Genomic DNA, 17,435 nt, shown 5'->3' on the forward strand with positions numbered 1-17,435 from the left:
CGCGAGCTACTCGACGCGGGTCGACAGCCCCGGGTAGTCGACGACGAAACCGTCGGCGTCGACGGAGACCTTCGAGCTGGACACCGGCGAGATGACGGTGATGCCGTCGGCGGCACCGTCGTAGTTGATGACCGTCTCCTTGACCTGCAGACTGGGCAGATCCACGTACACGACGGGGACGTCGATGGCCTCCGAGTGGGTCTGCAGATCGAACCGGCGGATGGTCAGTGCGTTGAAGAACGCTGACTTGAGCACGTCCACGCTCAGTGCTCCCGAGAAGAAGCCGCGCTCGGAGCCCTGGGCTCCCTGGACCAGCCAGTGGTTCTCTCCGTCGCGGGCGATGGTCACCTGGGACTCGCCGGCCGCCGTCAGGGCGTGCACCGACAGGCGCTTGGTGACGCCCTCGTCGTCGGTGACCAGGTCGTAGGAGGCGTTGAACGCGGGACTGTCGGCCGTCGGCGCCGAGATGATCCGGCCGTAGGCCTTGATCCGGTCACCGCTGAGCTGCACCCGGACCGACTCGAGGAGGTTCCCGTCCGCGGACCGCCAGGTGAGGATCCGGGGCCAGCTCGCCCCGGTGATCACGGTGGCCACGGCATCTGCGGAAGAAGGCGTACTCACGCCTTCCACGGTAGACCCTGCGCTTCGGCGCGAACGAACCACTGTGGCAAGCGCTCGCGCGACCGCGGCCCTGTGCGCGTTGTCACAGGTGGCGGCTGCGCGCTCAGCGCGCGGCAGCAACCTCCGGGCCACCCGTCGCCCGGCTGGGCGACGGGCCCACCGTCACAGCGCGGCGACGGCCTCCAGTTCGACCACCTGGTCGTCGTACCGGAGCCGACTCACTCCGATCACCGACAGCGGCGGCAGGTCGACGAAGACCTCGGCGAGGGTGTCCACCGCCACCTGCAGGTCGACCTGCAGGTGCTCGGCGACGAACACCGTCAGCCGCGCGACGTCGGCGAGCTCGGCGCCGCGCTCCCCCAGGATCACCCGGAGGTTGGCGACGGCGGCGCGCACCTGGCCCTGGACGTCGCCGGGAGCGACGGTCGTGCCGCCGGCGTCGAGCGGGGCGACACCGGCGATGTGCACGGTGGTGCCCGCCGACACCGTGGCGCTGTAGGCGTGCTCGACCGCTGTGGTCAGCTGGTCCGACCCGTGGAGCTGCACCTTCCCCATGATCAGGCGGCGTTCTTCTGGACGGCCGCGCCGACGCGGGGCAGCGCCGCCACGACGTTCTCCTTGGCCTTGCCGCGCAGGCTCGAGTAGGCCTTGCGCAGCGCGGGCTGGGTCGTGGACTCGGCCTTGGCATCGGTCACGGCGAGCAGCGCATCGCCGACGGCGTCGCCGCGGGCGGCGAGGAACTGGCCGAAGTCGCCGGGGCCCTGGGCCGAGAACTCGGTCCAGAACGGGTCGAGCGCCGCGGCGAAGTCGGGCAGCAGCTTGGTCAGGGCCGACTCGATGACCGAGGGCGAGACCTTCTTCACCGCCGCGTACGCGGTCTTGATGACGGTGCCGGACAGGCCGCTCTTGTCGCCGACCTCGGCTTCGACGACCGACGCGAAGTCGGCGACGACGGCCGGCTGGCGCGCGGGATCGAGGAGCGTGGTGGTCAGCGACATGGGGAACCTCCGGGATTCGAGTCTTCGTCAGCGATGTGCGGGATCGAGCCTATCGGGCACCGGAGCCGCGTGCGGAGTGCTGCATCCGGCGTGATCCGGACACCGCACGGAATGCAACTGTTCTGCATCGGGTCTGTAACAACGTGGCCCCGGATTTGTGAGGTATGTCACCGGTGTTCTAAGTTGACGATTGAAGGAAGGGGTTGCGATGGCGACCAGCCGATCCGGTAGAGCGAACGCCCGGCTGTCGGGCGTCCGGTTCCCGCTGTGGGACCGCAGCCCCGCGCTGCCCGCGCCCGTCAGCGGCGAGCACCACGCGCGCGTCGATCACGCCCTCCCCCTCGGAGACCCCACCGGCGGCGCCGACGCCCTCGCCTGGCGCGAGGCCGTCGACGGCCGGCTCACGTACCCCCGCGTCCACATCGACCGCAATGTCGACATCCGGATGTCCGACGGGGTGGTGCTCCGCGCCACCGTCATCCGCCCCGCGGAGCTCGACGGCGTGCCCGTCGAACGCTCCTACCCCGCGATCTTCAACCTCAACCCGTACAACCGGATGATCGTCGACGCCATCGACGAGACGACGCACGCCGCGTTCGTCGGCCCGGCGCTGACGAACGCCTCGAAGGCCCTCACCGGCGGCACCGTCGACTTCTCCGGCGGCCTGCTGCAGGGCTTCGGCATCAACCGGCGGCTCGTGCGCAGCGGCTACGTCCAGGTGATCGTCGACGTCCGCGGAACGGGCACCTCGCACGGCGTCTGGCAGATCCTCGGACCGCGAGAGCAGCAGGACTCCGTCGAGGCACTGGCCTGGGCCCGCGAACAGCCCTGGTGCGACGGCAAGCTCGGCATGGGCGGCTGGTCGTACTCCGCGATCAACTCGCTGCAGGCGGCCGGCCACGCGCCGGAGGGCCTCGGCGCGGTGTTCGCGATCGAGGGTAGCGAGGACATCGTCCGCGACATCTACATCACGGGCGGCCTGCCCTCGGTGTTCATCCCGCTCTGGCTCGGCGCGGTGAACGCGCTGAAGTGGCTCTACAACCCGCGAACGCTGCTGCGGGACACGGTGAACGGCAATGTCTTCCGCTGGTTGCACAGCCGCATCGTCTCGCCGGCGACGGAGATCTCGTCGGTCGTGACGGGCGTGCTCACGGGCCGCGACCCGCGGGTCAACGACAACCCGTACTTCACCGAGCGGAACGCGAACATCGACGCGATCACCGCGCCCACCTTCCTGTTCGGCGGCTGGCACGACCTCTTCGGCCGCAGCACGCCCCGCACCTTCGCGCGCCTGAATCTGCCTGCGGGACAGAAGCAGATGGTCATCACCGACGGCTTCCACTTCGACATGGGCGCGGGCTTCGGCGGCACCCAGGCGCCGCCGCGCATCGACGTGCTCGAACGCGCCTGGTACGACCGCTGGCTCAAGGACATCGACAACGGTGTGGACCGCTACGGCCCGGTGACTCTCAAGCAGCAGGGCGGCGGCTGGACCGCGGGCGAGTCCTTCCCCCGCACCGGCGCCCGTACTCGGCGGCTCTACGCCACTCCGGCACCGTCGGGCACGGCCGGCCACGCGAAGTACGACGGTGCGCTCGCCACCTTCCCGGCGCGCCGCCGCGAGTCCGCGTCCACGCGGATCGACCTGCGCGGCCTGGCCTCCCCCGACCTGACCATGGTGCTCGCGGGCCTGACGAAGGCGGTCCCGGCCTGCGAGAACGCGGGCGTGCAGGAGCGCGGCGCGATCTCCTTCACGTCCCCGCCCGCGGCGGTCCCGGTGCAGCTGAGCGGCGCGATCAACGTCCACCTGGTGACGCAGTGCGAGGGCGACGAGGCGATCTGGACGGTGACGGTCAACGACGTCGCCCCGGACGGCACGTCGACGGTGCTCTCGGGTGGCGCCCTGCTGGCGTCCAACCGGGCCGTCGATCCCGCGCGCAGCGCCTTCGACCTCGACGGCGAGCTGCTCAGCGCCTTCCATCCGCTCACCTGGTCGGCGAAGCAGCGGGTGGTGCCGGGCGAGACCATCGAGCTGGACATCGACGTGGTGCCCACCGACGCTCTGCTCGAGGAGGGCCACCGCCTGCGCGTGGACGTCTACGCGGGCAGCGTGCCCCGCTACCTGGCCACCGTTCCCGACCTGGTGAAGACCCGGTTCGGCAAGCAGACGGTGCTGCTGAGCCCGGAGCAGCCGTCGTACGTGAGCCTGCAGATGGTCGGCGATCCCGGCTGGTGACCGGTCCTGCCACCCGAGCCGCCGGAATCGCGCCGGGCGGCCCGCTTCGGCGCTATCTTCGGTAGCACGATGGTTGCCGGATCCCGAGCCGTCGCGTCCGTTGGTGCGGCCGCGCGGTTGCACAGCAAGTTCGTCGACGGTGCGGTCGACGACGCAGCGCTGCGCGCCTCCCATCTGCGGCGGCTCATCGCGGAGAGTTGGCAGCGCAGTCGCGCCGGGGGCGTGAACCCGGACGGCGGGGCACCGTCGGGCAGCGAGGCGCTGGACGCGCTGCGGGCCCGCAACCCCCTGGCCGGCGTGATGCCGGTGATCCGGCACCTGCTCGTCGACGGTTCCGCGGGCGCGATGGTGGCCGTGGCGGACCGGGACGGCACGCTGCTGTGGGTGGAGGGCGACGGTGCCGCGGTCCGCAGAGCGGCCGCCATGAACTTCGCGCCGGGCGCCGACTGGAGCGAGTCCGCGGCGGGGACCAACGCGCCGGGCACCGCGCTGGCGCTGGACGCGGAGGTGCAGATCGCCGGGTCCGAGCACTTCGCGCGGCTCGCGCATCGGTGGAACTGCACCGCCGTCCCGATCCACGACCCGGTCACCCGGGCGGCGGTCGGCGTCCTCGACGTGACGGGCGGCCCGGAGGTCGCGACGCCGCAGGCCCTGGCGCTGGTCCGGGCGGCGGCGCTCGCCGTCGAGGGGCAGCTCGCCGTGCTCCGGCTGACCGAACCCGCGCCGGCACCGTCGGCCCGGCTGCGTCTGCTGGGCGGCAGGCCCGCGCTCGAACTGGACGGCCGGGAGGTTCCGCTCACGGGTCGGCACGCCGACGTCCTCGCGCTGCTCGCGCGGCACCCGGAGGGGCTCACGGCGGATCACCTGGCGCTGCTGCTGGACGAGCGCGATCTCGACGTGGTCACCGTGCGGGCGGAGGTCTCGCGGCTGCGCAAGACCATCGGCGCGGACTTCCTCGGCTCCCGCCCCTACCGGCTCCTGAGGCCGCTGGCATCGGACGCGGAGGAGGCGGCGACGTCCATCCGCGCGGGCCGGGTCGCCGATGCGCTCGCCGTGTACCGCGGTCCCCTCCTGCCGAACTCGCAGGCTCCGGGCGTCGCGCGCCTGCGCGCCGAGCTCGCGGGGAGCCTGCGGTCGGCGGTGCTCGCGAGCCGGGACCTGGGCCTCCTCCGACGGTGGCTGGACCTCCCGGACGCGCGGGACGACGAGCACGGTTGGCGCGTGCTCCAGGCGCACGGCGACACGCGGGCGCGGGCCGAGGCCGACGGACGCCTCGCGGCGATCGCAATCGACCTGGCCTGAACGGGTTCCGCTGCCCGCGCGGCAACGCAGCCCGACCAGGACCGATCCGGGTTGCAACCGACTGCAACGGTGTTGCAACGATCACTGCGTACGGTGGAATGTGACTGAAGTCACCAACTCACCTGGAGGCACGCCATGACCGTTTACGCCCGTCCCGGAGCTCCCGGCTCCGTCATGAGCTACCAGTCCCGGTACGACAACCTGATCGGCGGCGAGTGGGTCGCGCCGGTCAAGGGTCAGTACTTCGAGAACCCGTCGCCCGTGACCGGCCAGACCTTCTGTGAGGTCGCGCGCTCGACCGCGGAGGACATCGAGCTCGCCCTCGACGCCGCGCACGCCGCCGCGCCCGGCTGGGGCCGGACCTCCGCCACCGCCCGTGCCAACATCCTCATGAAGATGGCCGACCGGATGGAGGCCAACCTCGAGGCCATCGCCGTCGCCGAGTCGTGGGAGAACGGCAAGCCCGTCCGGGAGACCCTCAACGCCGACATCCCCCTGGCGATCGACCACTTCCGCTACTTCGCCTCGTGCCTGCGGGCGCAGGAGGGCGCGCTGTCGGAGATCGACGAGAACACCGTCGCGTACCACTTCCACGAGCCGCTCGGTGTTGTGGGACAGATCATTCCGTGGAACTTCCCGATCCTCATGGCCGTCTGGAAGCTGGCTCCCGCGCTGGCCGCGGGCAACGCGATCGTGCTCAAGCCGGCCGAGCAGACCCCCGTCTCGGTGCTGTACCTGTTCTCGCTCATCGGCGACCTGCTGCCCCCGGGCGTGGTGAACATCGTCAACGGCTTCGGCCTCGAGGCGGGCAAGCCGCTGGCATCGTCGAAGCGCATCCGCAAGATCGCCTTCACCGGCGAGACCACCACGGGCAAGCTGATCGCCGGCTACGCGGCCGACAACCTCATCCCGGTCACGCTGGAACTGGGCGGCAAGAGCCCGAACGTCTTCTTCAAGGACGTCATGGCCGCGAACGACGACTACCAGGACAAGGCCCTCGAGGGCTTCACGATGTTCGCGCTGAACCAGGGCGAGGTCTGCACCTGCCCGTCGCGCGCGCTGCTCGAGCAGCCGATCTTCGACGAGTTCCTCGAGCTCGGCGCGATCCGCACCAAGTCGATCATCCAGGGCGATCCGCTGGACACCGACACGATGATCGGCGCGCAGGCGTCGAAGGAGCAGCTCGAGAAGATCCTCTCCTACATCGACATCGGCAAGAACGAGGGCGCGACGCTCGTCACCGGTGGCGAGGCGGCGGACCTGGGCGGCGACCTGTCCGGCGGCTACTACATGCAGCCCACGATCTTCTCGGGCGACAACAGCATGCGGATCTTCCAGGAGGAGATCTTCGGCCCGGTGCTCGCGGTCACGTCCTTCGACGGCTACGACAACGCGATGGAGATCGCCAACGACACCCGCTACGGCCTCGGCGCCGGCGTGTGGTCGCGCAACGGCGACGTGGCCTACCGCGCGGGCCGCGACATCCAGGCCGGCCGCGTGTGGACGAACACCTACCACCAGTACCCCGCGCACGCGGCGTTCGGTGGCTACAAGGACTCGGGCATCGGCCGTGAGAACCACAAGATGATGCTCGATCACTACCAGCAGACCAAGAACCTGCTGGTCTCGTACGCGCCGGGCGCGCAGGGATTCTTCTGATCCCTCCTCGGTCCGACACCAGGTGAGGGTGTCAGCGGCGCCGTTCCTCCGGGGGCGGCGCCGCTCGCGTGTCCGGGTACTCGTGCCCGACGGTGCGCCGTGCCCGCGTCGGGCGGCCGGGTCACGGGGTGGGGGCGGCCGGGTCATGGGGCGGGCGCTGGCGCAGGGCCATGCCACGACAAGGGCGGGGCAGCCACGACAAGGGAGGGGTTGTTCTCGTAGGTTATGTGCCCGACGCATACCCCTGAAGATGCAGGTCACAGGCCCTGTTCAGTGGAGGGGATATGCAATCCACGCATACCCTCCTCACCGTGCGGACCAACCGGACCGGACCCCGGATCGCCCCTGTCCTCGAACGCCCTCCGATCTTCGGTGCAACCCTGCGACGACACGCCGCGGACCCGTCGCCGACACGCACCGAAGCTCGGACGAACGTTCCGACTGACTCAGTCCACCGGGATATCGGTGGTTCCGAGTACGTCCCCGAGCTGCCACGGGTCCCGACCGTGGGCGATGTTCATGTCGCAGTGCACCTTTCCGTACCCCTGGGGCAGGTCGGCCCGGTGACCGGCACCGTCGGTGTACTGCTGGACCACGTAGCGGCGCCCCAGTTCGGGCGCGGTGGCGAAGTCCGGTGGAGCACCGAACGAGGGCACGACGAACGGTATGTCCGGCAGGCTCGGCCAGATGCCGATGTCGTTCGGGTTGAGGTAGCCCACGCATCGCACGGGCCGTTCCCCGGCAGTGCCACCCCGCCACCCGGACGCGCCCGCCACGAAGCCGTTGAAGGCGTCGGAGTGATCGCCCGTGATCTGCCCGCTCCACGACTCGACGTCGGCCATCGTCACCACGTCGGGCCGGTCCTCACCCTGCATCTCGAGGTGCACGCCGAGCGTCTCCTCCCAGTTCGGGCGGACCACGGCGTACACGATCGCGCCGACGAGCCGGCCGTCGTCGAGCATCCGCCGCGCGGTGGCCCAGTTGGCCTCGAAGCGCCTGTCCCGGTAGGTGCCGTCGTTGGAGCGGATCGACACCCAGCGGTAGGGGTAGTCGTCGGGCAGCGGCGGCTGCCATTCGGACACGTCCGCGAACAGCGTGCTGCCCTTCATGCGCGCGGACCGCGCCCGCCTCAACCTCTTCCTCATCGCACCTCACCCTCGCTGTTCCCCGCCTCGTCTGCTGACGCTACCCCGATTCCGCGACGTCATGGGGCGGTATTTACCCGGTCTTGGGTTGCGCGAACGTCTTTCATCCGGGCAATCTGGTCGGATGTTCTCCCTCACCGGCAGGAGCCGAGCCCTTCTCGCGTCGGCAGTCGCGCTCGTCGCCGCCGTCGTCGCCCTCGGGCTGCTCGTCGGGTGGAAACCCGTCACCGAGGCCGACGGGGAGGTGCTCGAGGAGATGGTCGAGCACCGCAACGCCGGGACCACCGCGGCGATGAGGCTGGTCACCGATGTCTTCTCTCCGGGCGGGACGATTGCGATCGGCGTCGTGCTCGCCGCGCTACTGGCATGGCGACGGTCCGCCGCTTCCGCGGTGTTCGTCCTCGGCTCGACGGCCGCCGCATCGGCGATCACACTGGTCCTCAAGTCTCTGTTCGCGCGGCAGCGGCCGCCGGTGATCGACCACCTCACGAACGAGTCGGACTACGGCTTCCCGTCCGGCCACGTCACCGGGACGACCGCCCTGCTGCTCGCCACGGCGGTCGCTGTCACCGTCGGCTGGCCGGCCCTGCGGCGTCTCCTCGCGCTGGCCGTACCGGCGATCGTCATCGGCATCGTGGCGGCGAGCCGCCTGTACCTGGGCGTGCACTGGTTCTCGGACACCGCAGCGGGATTCGCAGTCGGGCTCGCCGGCGTAGCGATGGGCCTGGCGCTGCTTCCGCCGGACTCGTGGGCGCGCTGGGACCGGTGGCTGTCGAACACCGTCGAGCGGCGGCGTGCGCAGCGCTCACGTCCGGCCCGTCACGCCGCGCCCTGAACGGCCGGCCGCGCCGCCGTGCCGTCAGGTCTGTGGGGCGGGGCAGGCGGCACCGTCGGCGCCCGTGATCCGCACCCGGGAGACGAACCGCTTCCCCGTGGAGCCCTCCAGCGAGAAGCCCGCCGCGCGGCCGGGTTCCAGGTCGAGGACGAGGACGCTGTTCTCCCACACCCGCGCCTCGCCGTCGGACACCCAGACCGGCACGGCCCGCTCGTCCCCGAGTTCGACGGTGCCCAGCCGCACGTTGGCATCGCCGAGCCGGAACTCGTCGACGGTGAAGATCATCGGGGCGGAGCCGTCGCAGCATCCGCCGCTCTGGTGGATCAGCAGCGGGCCGTTGCCGTCCCACAGCTCACGCAGCATCTCCCGCGCCGCCTGCGTCGATTCGACCCGCTCGTCCATGTCCGGTCCTTCCGCCTGTTTCGACGGTAACACAGCGCGAACGACGGGGATGCCGGTTCAGTCGTTCGGCGCCGCGTGCGCGCCCGCCCGCCGGCCGGAGAACACGCAGTCCGCCAGCGACAGTCCGCTGACATAGGAGTTCGAGCACACGCCGACGGCCGCACGACCGGCGGCGAACAACCCCGCAACGGGGGCACCGTCGGGTCGCAGGACCGCACCGGTCTCCTCGTCGACCACGAGGCCGCCGAGAGTGATCATCGGCATGGGGTAGCTGACCCGCGCGCGGAACGAGATGTCGAGGAGGGTGAACGGGCCCGTCTCGATCGGCCGACGGACGGCGTCGGGCTTACCGAACGGGTCGGGCTGCCCGGCCTCGATCGCCCGGTTGTGCGCGTCGACGGTGCGCCCCAGCCCCGTCGGGTTGATCCCCGCCCGGCGCGCGGCGTCCTCGAGCGTCGCGCCCCGCGTCGCGCCGAGGCTGAGCAGTCGCTCCGTCTGCAGCCGCTGGAACCAGGTGGACTGCTGCGGAATCTGCGTGCGCGCCTCGGCGAGGAGCGGTGCGTCCACGAGCAGCCAGCCGCGGTGATCCGGGCGGGTCGCCAGGGCGTCGCCGAGCGCTGCGCCGTACCGGGATTCGTCGATCATGCGACCTCCGTCGCCGCCCACGGCGAGTCCTGCGAAGAAGGCGCTGGGCGGGCCGACGAACCGCCAATTGGAGATGTGGTCCATCTTGTCGACGGCGGCACCGACACTGTGCCCCATCGTGATTCCGCTGCCGTCGTCGGCCGCGGTACCCAGCGGCAGGCCCTCGTCCCACGGGAAGCCGGGGCGGTGCGTCGCCACCATCGCGCGGTTCGCGATGAATCCACCGGTCGTGAGGATCACCGACGAGGTGGCGCGGATACGGATCGTGCGAGCGTGCCGTCGCTCGATCCGGTCGAGCACCGCCTGGATCGCCGATCGGAATCCCTGGTGGTAGACACCGGGTTTCGCGGAGAGCTTCGTCAGGGCCGCGAACCGGCGCAGGACGGCGGGCGGGGCACCGTCGAGCGTGCGGGCCGTGACGCCGACGACCCGGCCCTCGTCGAGGACGAGGTCGGTGACGCGCGTGCCGGTCCGGACGCGCACGCCCGCCCGCGCGGCGGACGCGGCAAGCGGGCGGTAGAAGGCCTTGCCCGAGACGCCCGGGCCGTGGGCGCGGTGTCCGCGCTGGCGCGGGAGGGCGCGATCGGGGTACGAGTTCTCGCTGCCCGAGTAGTAGAGGTAGTAGTCGTCGGTGGGGTACGAGGTCTTGTAGGGGCAGGGCGACGGGTCGAAGGGCACGCCGTTGCCGGTGAGCCAGTCGATCATCGCTGGTGATCCCTCGCAGAACCTGCGGAGCGTGGCCTCGGAGACGGCGTCGCCCACCTCGCCCCGCAGGTAGGCGTACATGTTGTCGACGGTGTCCTCGACCCCGGCCTCGCGCTGCACCCACGTGCCGCCTCCGGCGTAGACGATGCCGCCGGACAGGTCCGTCGCGCCGCCGCCGAGGTAGCGGTCCAGCGCCAGCACGTCCGCGCCGCCCTCCCGCGCCGCCAGCGCGGCCACGACCCCGGCGCCGCCGTAGCCGACCACGACCACCTCGGCCGACAGATCCCAGTCACCCATGCTCAGCCACCCGTTCCGTGTCGATTTCTAGAACACGTTACAGAAACCCTCGTGCACCCCCGGGTGGAACCGAGCAGCAGAACCAAGAACGCCAGGTCGTAGTTGCCGACCTGGCGTTCTTGCACTGTGCGCCCGAAGGGATTCGAACCCCTGACCTTCTGATCCGTAGTCAGATGCTCTATCCACTGAGCTACGGGCGCATACCCATATTCAATTCTCGCCGGTCCGAAGACCGACGTGGCGGAGGCGAGAGGATTTGAACCTCCGGTCCGGTGTTGGCCGGACAACTCATTAGCAGTGAGTCCCATTCGGCCGCTCTGGCACGCCTCCAAATCGGACGCGCTGCGCGAGCGAACCTTGCGGGTCACGCGCAACCGCCGAGCAGCTACATTACACAACCCCGTCCCGGTTCACAAAACACCAGGCGAGACCCCGCGCGATGCCGGCCGCCGAACCTCGGGACTACCCTGGCCGGGTGGCCTCCGACAACCAGCCCCGTGCCCTGAGCATCCGCTCCGATCTCGATGCCCTCCCGGCGTACGTCCCGGGCAAGTCCGCGCCCGGCGCGATCAAGCTCGCCTCCAACGAGATCGTCGACGGTCCGCTCCCCTCGGTCGCGGCCCGTCTGGCCGAGGTCGTGCGGGTCGCGAACCGCTATCCGGACAACGGCGCGGTCGCCCTGAAGGCCGAGCTGGCGAAGCTGACCGGCGTCACCGAGGACCAGTTGCACGTGGGATGCGGCTCCGTCGCGCTGTGCCAGGACCTCGTGCAGATCACCTGCCGACCCGGCGACGAGGTGGTCTTCGCGTGGCGCAGCTTCGAGGCCTACCCGATCGTGACCCGCGTGGTCGGCGCCGTGCCGATCCAGGTGCCGCTCACCGTCGATCACGTGCACGACCTGGACGCGATGGCCGCCGCGATCACCGATCGCACGCGCCTGGTCTTCGTCTGCAACCCGAACAACCCCACGGGCACGACGGTCTCGGAGGAACAGCTCGAGGACTTCCTGACGAAGGTGCCGCCGCACGTCGTCGTGGCCCTCGACGAGGCCTACTACGAGTACCACCGTCCCAACGATCAGACCGGTGACCGCATCGACGGTGCCGCACTGATCGCCCGGCACCCCAACGTGATCGCGCTGCGCACCTTCTCGAAGGCCTACGGCCTCGCGGGCCTGCGGGTGGGCTACGCCATCGCCGGCCCCGAGCTGATCTCCGCGCTGGTCAAGGTGCACCTGCCGTTCTCGGTGAGCGCGCCGGCACAGGCCGCCGCCATCGCCTCGCTGCAGGCGAACGACGAGCTGCTGGCCCGTACGGAATCCGTGGTCGCCGAGCGGGGTCGCGTCCGGGACGCCCTGCGCGGGGCGGGTTTCGAGGTTCCCCACACCCAGGCCAACTTCGTCTGGCTCCCGCTGGGCGCGGATTCGCTGCGCTTCACCGCCGACGCCGCCGAGGCCGGCCTCCTGGTCCGCGGCTTCGACGGTGCCGGCGTCCGGGTCACCGTGACCACCCCCGAGGAGAACGACGCCTTCCTCGCCTTCGCGACGGGCTGGCAGCGGTGAGCCTGGGGCGGTACGAGTTCGCCTTCACCGCACACGTTCCCGTCCGCTGGTCCGACATGGACGCCCTGGGACACGTGAACCACGCGCGGATGGTCACCCTGCTGGAGGAGGCCCGCATCCAGTGGCTGCTCTCCGCCGGCGAGAAGTACGCGCCACTGATCAAGAGCGCCTTCATCGCGGACGTCGCGATCAAGTACAAAGCCCAGCTGTACCACGAGGACTCGCCGGTCCAGGTGGGCATGTACATCGCAGGCAACCGCAGCGTCGACTTCACCATCGGCTACGAGGTGCGCGCGAACGGCGCTGCGCCCGAATCGAAGCCGGCCATCCTCGCCACCACGCAGATGGCCGTCGTCGACATCGAGAAGCGCAGCCTGCGTCGCCTCACCGACGAGGAGAAGACCTACCTCGCGTCCTGGTCCCGCGCCTGAGGCGTCGGCTTCCAGGCCCGGGGTGCACCGTCGGGCGACGAGGAGGAAGCCGCGCCCTCCGCGCCCGCACCGGGAAGGGCGGGCCGGGCACCGTCGGGCAGCGCTCGCGGGAGGTCGCCCTTGGCGCCCATGATCTGGCCCGCGACGCGGCGGGCGCTCTCGGTCGAGATCTCGCGCTCGCCGGAGCGGGTGACCAGCTCGTGGATCTGCTGGTCGATCGACTCGATCGACATCCGCCGCGGACGTTTGGCGTCGGCCACGTCCACCAGGTCGCCGACGCGGGTGAGCGCCGTGACGCGGTCGACGAGTTCGTCCCACACCTTGTCCAGCTCGCCGGAGCGGGTGCCGTCGGCGAGCCCCGGCGCGTACCGCAGCTGCCCCCACACGCCCTTGAGCTGCGCCACGTCCGCGGAGATCTGGACCAGGTCCGTCGGTAGGTCCAGCTGCCCGAGCTGCTCGTCGAACTCGCCCGCGCTCACCGAGCGCGAGTAGGTGACCTTGTCGTACACGAGGCCGGCGACGAACAGCAGCACGTCGTAGCGGTCCTCGAAGATCAGGAGACGCTCGTCGGGGGCGCCGTGTCCGTCGACCCAGCCCGCCACCTGCGGCGCGAGACGCAGGACCGGCCCGGCGACCCGGGCGACGGTGCGCGCCGCCACCGCCGCGGCCGACGGGGTTACGGGCAGCGGCGTCAGGCACAGCGCGTCGAACAGGGCGTCCCGCTCGTCGAGATCCAGGTGCACGGCGTCCTTGCGGGCGCGGCGCACGGCCCGAACGCCCGCGGCGAAGGACAGCCGGTTGAGGGTGAAGGCGTGCCGGAAGCCGGCGAGCTTGCGCCGCGCGTCGGCGGCGCGCACGGCCTCGGCCGCGCTGCGGGCCTGCTGGAACGGACTCGGGGGCGCACCGTCGGACCAGCCGGGCCGGGCGGGCGCGCCGGACGCGGCCTCGTGCTCGGCGATCCGGCTGAGCCGGCGCAGCTTGGAGTAGCCGCCGAGATCGGGGAAGGCTCGCTCGGTGTCGAAGCGGTTGAGTACCACCTCACGACCGGCGGGCGAGAGGTGCCCGGCGGCGATGAGCAGGGCGGCCTCGTCAGACAGTTCCCGCCGCGGCATGGGGATGGCGCGCGCATCGCACCAGCGGCGGACGGGCGCGTCGATGTGCACCTCAGGATCCGGTCCCGTCATCGCTGCACCTCCTCCGCCGATCGATCGCGTCCCCCATCATCCCCGAAGGGCAGCACCGCGCGCAGCGCCCACGCCAGGGGGATGCTCACCGCGGAGGTCGCGAGGAAGGCCATCGCGATGTTCCCGGTGAACGGGGGCCACCCGAACACGTCCAGGAGCAGCACGTCCATCACGATGAGGTGCACCAGGAAGTACTCGTAGGAGATGCCGCCGAGCCACACCGTCTGCCGGGCGCCCAACGCCCGGTGATACCGGGAACGTGAGGTCGGCGCCAGCGCGAGAGGCGCGATGAGCGCTGTCGCCACGACCAGGTACAGCGCCGACTTCACGAGCGCCTCGAGCACGCTCTTCGGCACCATCGTCGGCGGTCCCCCGATCGCCGGTAGGGCGGAGACGACGAACGCCGTCACCGCGACAGCCAGGGAGGCGGGCGTGGCCCAGGCCGGCCACCATCGGACCACGGGGACCGCGACCGTGAGCGCCATACCGGCGACGAACCACCACAGGTACGCAGGCGGCCACATCCGCGCGGTGAGCTCGATACCCGGGGCGACGAGGATCCAGACGGGGGTGATCGCGGCGAGGGCGGCGAGGCCCACCAGGAGCCGGGCGGGGCGCCACCGGTACCGGCAGAGCACGGCGGTGAGGAGCCAACCGAACAGCGGAAGGGCCAGGTAGAAGGCCATCTCCACGGCGAGGCTCCACGCCTGGGTCAGCCCCACGCGCAGGTGCCCGAAGCCGTAGATCTGGGTGAAGGTGAGGTTGCGCACCAGACCGTCGACACCCCGGCCCGACGGGTTCGGCTCGGGTCGCACCAACCCCAGCAGGTAGACGGACATCACGACGACCCAGTACACCGGGACGACGCGGCGGAACCGGTGCCACGCGTACCGTCGCAGGTCCGGCTGGTGGCCCGTGCCGTCCTGCAGGAGGCGTACCCACGGCCGGAACAGCAGGAAACCGGAGAGCGCGAAGAAGATCGGGACGCCGATCTCCAACCGCGCCCACAGGTGTCCGACAAGATCGTCGGTGTAGTGGCCGGTCGAGAAGGCCGCGTGGGTGAGGCAGACCGCGGCCGCGGCGATCGCCCGCAGCCCGGTCAACGGCGCCACTCGACCCTGCATCCGTCCATCTTGCCCGGCGGCGATCGGGTCCGGCGGCGCCGGGCGGCGCGTCAGGCCCCCGGGGCGTCCTGCAGCACCCGCTCCTGGAACACGCGCCGGTACCCGAGGGGAGTCATGCCGGTGTCGCGCCGCAGATGCGCGCGCAGGCTCGCGCCCGTGCCGAGCCCGGACTCCTCCGCGACGGTGTCGACCGACAGGTCGGTGGTCTCGAGCAACTCTCGGGCGCGATCCAGCCGGCGACGCAGGATCCAGGCGCCCGGCGTCTGCCCCGTCTCCTCGCGGAAGCGTCGGTTGAACGTGCGCACGGACAGGCCGGCCCGGCGGGCGAGCAGGTCGACGGCGAGGTTCTCGGCCAGGTGCCGGGCCGCCCAGTCCCGCACGTCGACGGTGCTGCCGGTCCCGCTCGCCGGGACCGGCGCGTCCACGAACTGCGCCTGCGTGCCCGGCCTACCGGGCGGGACCACGCAGTGCCGCGCGACCTTGTTGGCCACGGCCGCACCGTGATCCGCGCGGATGAGGTGCAGGCACAGGTCCAGGCCGGCCGCCAGGCCCGCGGAGGTGAGCACGTCACCGTCGTCCGTGAACAGGACGTGGTCGACGAGGCCGACCCGCGGATAGAGCCTGCGCAGCTGCGCGCCGTACTTCCAGTGGGTGGTGACGCTGCGACCGTCGAGCAGTCCCGCGGCGGCGAGCACGAAGGCGCCGGTGCAGATCGACACGATGCGGGTGCCCGGTCGGATGGTGGCGAGGGCGGCGCGGACGTCGTCGGGCAGCGTGCCCTCGTGCCGAGGGCCGGGGATCTTCGTGCCGGGGACGATGACGGTGTCCGCGACGGCGAGCACCTCGGGGCCGGCCTCCGGGGTGATCGCGTAGCCGCCCGTGGCCCGCACGGGTTCCCGATCGACGCCGCAGGTGATCACCCGGTACAGCGGCCGCTCGTCCTCATCGGTCGCCTCGGAGAAGCACATCGGCGGGATGGCGGCGTCGAAGCCGATGATCGGTTCGAGGAGGAGGACGGCCACCGTATGCATGGCAGTATTCTTTCATATCTTGTCAGTGATGCCACTGGTTCGGCGTCGCCGGATCCGGGAATCTAGTGCGGTGACTACTCCCCTGCGGCGCCTGCGCGCCCCTCACTACGCCTGGATCGTGGCCGGCGTCGCCTTCGTGACGATGCTGGGTGCGGCGGGTTTCCGATCCGTGCCCGGCGTGATGATGGATCCGTTGCACATGGAGTTCGGCTGGTCCCACGCCACCATCGGCGCGGCGATGTCGGTGAACATGGCGCTGTTCGGACTCACCGCGCCGTTCGCAGCCGCACTCATGGACAAGCTGGGTGTGCGGCCGGTCGTCGTGAGCGCGCTGGCGCTCGTGGCCGCGGGCACCGGGCTCGCCGTGTTCATGACCGACGCCTGGCAGTTGGTGCTGTTGTGGGGCGTGCTCGTCGGGCTCGGCACCGGCTCACTGTCGACCGCGTTCGTCGCGACCATCGCGATGCGCTGGTTCGTCGCACGACGGGGCCTCGTCACCGGCGTGCTCACCGCCGCCAGCGCCACCGGACAGCTGATCTTCCTGCCCATCGTCGCCGCGCTGTCCGAGGCGCACGGCTGGCGGATCGCGACGCTCGTGGTGACCGCCGTCGCGGTGGCGGTGATCCCCGTGGCCGGGCTGCTGCTGCGGTCGTGGCCCTCCGACAAGGGCCTGGCGCCGTACGGCGGCGTTTCCGTGGTGACGCCGGCGGCCCCGGCCGGCGGCGCGGTGAAGGCCGCCTTCGCCGGACTCGTCCTGGGCGCCCGACGACCGGCGTTCTGGCTGCTGGCAGCTAGGGCGTGTCTCCCAATAGTCGTGACCATCGCAAGCATGCTTGGAGCACGACCCCGGCCCGGTAGGTGATGGCGAGTTTGTCGTAGCGGGTGGCCAGTCCGCGCCATTGCTTGGTGTCGTTGAATGATCTCTCAACTACGTTGCGGCCCTTGTAGGTATCGGTGTCGAATGTCGGTGGCCGACCACCCGCGGCGCCCTTGCGGCGGCGGGCGTCGATCTCGGTGACCTTCTGCGGAATGACTGCCTTGATACCCCGGCCGGCGAGCATCCGCCGGTTCACGCCACTGGTGTAGGCCCGGTCGGCGACGACCGCGTCCGGGCGAGTGCGGGGACGCCCAGCCCCGCATCTCGGTACCCGAATATCGGCGAGGACCTCGGTGAGCATGGCGCCGTCGTTGCGCTGTCCGCCGGTGACGACCACCGCGAGCGGACGCCCCTGACCGTCGACTGCTGCGTGGATCTTGGT

16 protein-coding genes, 2 tRNA genes and 1 pseudogene are annotated in these 17,435 nt (G+C 71.0%); 7 read left to right on the forward strand and 12 right to left on the reverse strand.

Translation table 11 applies throughout. The features are described 5' to 3' along the window. Positions 1 to 6: 6 nt before the first annotated feature. From AXK61_RS06105 to AXK61_RS06115, 3 genes are all read right to left on the reverse strand, one after another. Positions 7 to 621: a putative glycolipid-binding domain-containing protein gene (locus AXK61_RS06105; protein ID WP_231855451.1), complete on the reverse strand. Its 615-nt coding sequence runs from the start codon at positions 619 to 621 to the stop codon at positions 7 to 9. Positions 622 to 783: 162 nt separating this feature from the next. Beyond that, a complete protein-coding gene (locus AXK61_RS06110; protein ID WP_068744266.1) occupies positions 784 to 1,176 on the reverse strand; it encodes a RidA family protein in 393 nt (130 codons plus the stop codon). A 2-nt stretch (positions 1,177 to 1,178) separates the two neighbouring features. Further along, positions 1,179 to 1,619 (reverse strand): DUF6918 family protein, encoded by a 441-nt coding sequence (locus AXK61_RS06115; protein WP_068744270.1) that lies wholly within the window; start codon positions 1,617 to 1,619, stop codon positions 1,179 to 1,181. Positions 1,620 to 1,827: 208 nt separating this feature from the next. Between AXK61_RS06115 and AXK61_RS06120 the strand changes: the two genes are divergently transcribed. From AXK61_RS06120 to exaC, 3 genes are all read left to right on the forward strand, one after another. Then, positions 1,828 to 3,855: a CocE/NonD family hydrolase gene (locus AXK61_RS06120; RefSeq protein ID WP_082789233.1), complete on the forward strand. Its 2,028-nt coding sequence runs from the start codon at positions 1,828 to 1,830 to the stop codon at positions 3,853 to 3,855. Positions 3,856 to 3,924: 69 nt separating this feature from the next. After that, the gene (locus AXK61_RS06125) at positions 3,925 to 5,157 is read left to right on the forward strand and encodes a GAF domain-containing protein (protein WP_068744271.1); all 1,233 of its coding nucleotides are present in this window, start codon (positions 3,925 to 3,927) and stop codon (positions 5,155 to 5,157) included. Positions 5,158 to 5,292: 135 nt separating this feature from the next. Beyond that, entirely contained in the window at positions 5,293 to 6,816 is a 1,524-nt protein-coding gene (gene exaC / locus AXK61_RS06130; RefSeq protein WP_068744272.1) for an acetaldehyde dehydrogenase ExaC, read from the forward strand. Positions 6,817 to 7,262: 446 nt separating this feature from the next. On the opposite strand, the gene AXK61_RS06135 is transcribed toward exaC, so the two are convergent. Further along, a complete protein-coding gene (locus AXK61_RS06135; RefSeq protein WP_231855452.1) occupies positions 7,263 to 7,961 on the reverse strand; it encodes a hypothetical protein in 699 nt (232 codons plus the stop codon). Positions 7,962 to 8,085: 124 nt separating this feature from the next. On the opposite strand from AXK61_RS06135, the gene AXK61_RS06140 reads away from it, so the two are divergent. Beyond that, on the forward strand, positions 8,086 to 8,796 hold the full coding sequence (locus AXK61_RS06140) for a phosphatase PAP2 family protein (protein ID WP_068744274.1): 711 nt from the start codon (positions 8,086 to 8,088) through the stop codon (positions 8,794 to 8,796). A gap of 24 nt (positions 8,797 to 8,820) precedes the next feature. Here AXK61_RS06140 and AXK61_RS06145 read toward each other — a convergent pair whose 3' ends face one another. The 4 genes from AXK61_RS06145 to AXK61_RS06160 all read right to left on the reverse strand — a co-directional run bounded on the left by AXK61_RS06145 (position 8,821) and on the right by AXK61_RS06160 (position 11,175). Next, positions 8,821 to 9,198, reverse strand: a complete 378-nt coding sequence (locus AXK61_RS06145) for a DUF779 domain-containing protein (RefSeq protein WP_068744275.1) — start codon at positions 9,196 to 9,198, stop codon at positions 8,821 to 8,823. Between the two features lie 57 nt (positions 9,199 to 9,255). Beyond that, positions 9,256 to 10,845 carry an FAD-binding protein gene (locus AXK61_RS06150; RefSeq protein WP_068744276.1) on the reverse strand — a complete coding sequence of 530 codons (1,590 nt, stop codon included), beginning with the start codon at positions 10,843 to 10,845 and terminating at the stop codon, positions 9,256 to 9,258. 127 nt (positions 10,846 to 10,972) lie between these two features. After that, positions 10,973 to 11,045, reverse strand: a tRNA-Arg gene (locus tag AXK61_RS06155). Between the two features lie 38 nt (positions 11,046 to 11,083). Next, positions 11,084 to 11,175, reverse strand: a tRNA-Ser gene (locus tag AXK61_RS06160). Positions 11,176 to 11,320: 145 nt separating this feature from the next. Between AXK61_RS06160 and hisC the strand changes: the two genes are divergently transcribed. Beyond that, a complete protein-coding gene (hisC, locus tag AXK61_RS06165) occupies positions 11,321 to 12,406 on the forward strand; it encodes a histidinol-phosphate transaminase (RefSeq protein WP_231855453.1) in 1,086 nt (361 codons plus the stop codon). After that, entirely contained in the window at positions 12,403 to 12,837 is a 435-nt protein-coding gene (locus AXK61_RS06170; RefSeq protein ID WP_082789235.1) for an acyl-CoA thioesterase, read from the forward strand. The genes hisC and AXK61_RS06170 overlap by 4 nt, the downstream gene beginning before the upstream one ends. On the opposite strand, the gene AXK61_RS06175 is transcribed toward AXK61_RS06170, so the two are convergent. The 3 genes from AXK61_RS06175 to AXK61_RS06185 are packed head-to-tail and all read right to left on the reverse strand — an operon-like array spanning position 12,810 to position 16,176. Further along, on the reverse strand, positions 12,810 to 14,021 hold the full coding sequence (locus AXK61_RS06175; protein WP_068744278.1) for a hypothetical protein: 1,212 nt from the start codon (positions 14,019 to 14,021) through the stop codon (positions 12,810 to 12,812). The genes AXK61_RS06170 and AXK61_RS06175 overlap by 28 nt on opposite strands. Then, positions 14,018 to 15,145, reverse strand: a complete 1,128-nt coding sequence (locus AXK61_RS06180) for an acyltransferase family protein (RefSeq protein WP_068744279.1) — start codon at positions 15,143 to 15,145, stop codon at positions 14,018 to 14,020. The genes AXK61_RS06175 and AXK61_RS06180 overlap by 4 nt, the downstream gene beginning before the upstream one ends. A gap of 50 nt (positions 15,146 to 15,195) precedes the next feature. Further along, positions 15,196 to 16,176, reverse strand: a complete 981-nt coding sequence (locus AXK61_RS06185) for a GlxA family transcriptional regulator (RefSeq protein ID WP_068744280.1) — start codon at positions 16,174 to 16,176, stop codon at positions 15,196 to 15,198. Positions 16,177 to 16,204: 28 nt separating this feature from the next. Here AXK61_RS06185 and AXK61_RS06190 point away from each other — a divergent pair. Beyond that, positions 16,205 to 16,966, forward strand: a pseudogene (locus AXK61_RS06190) (MFS transporter); the annotation flags it as partial. Position 16,967: 1 nt separating this feature from the next. Here the strand turns inward: AXK61_RS06190 and AXK61_RS24290 are convergent. Next, positions 16,968 to 17,435, reverse strand: a 468-nt coding sequence (locus AXK61_RS24290) for an IS5 family transposase (RefSeq protein WP_156485578.1), incomplete at its 5' end; no start/stop codon positions are given.

Origin of the sequence: Tsukamurella pseudospumae (assembly GCF_001575205.1) — a bacterium.
GTDB classification, from domain to species: Bacteria; Actinomycetota; Actinomycetes; order Mycobacteriales; family Mycobacteriaceae; genus Tsukamurella; species Tsukamurella pseudospumae.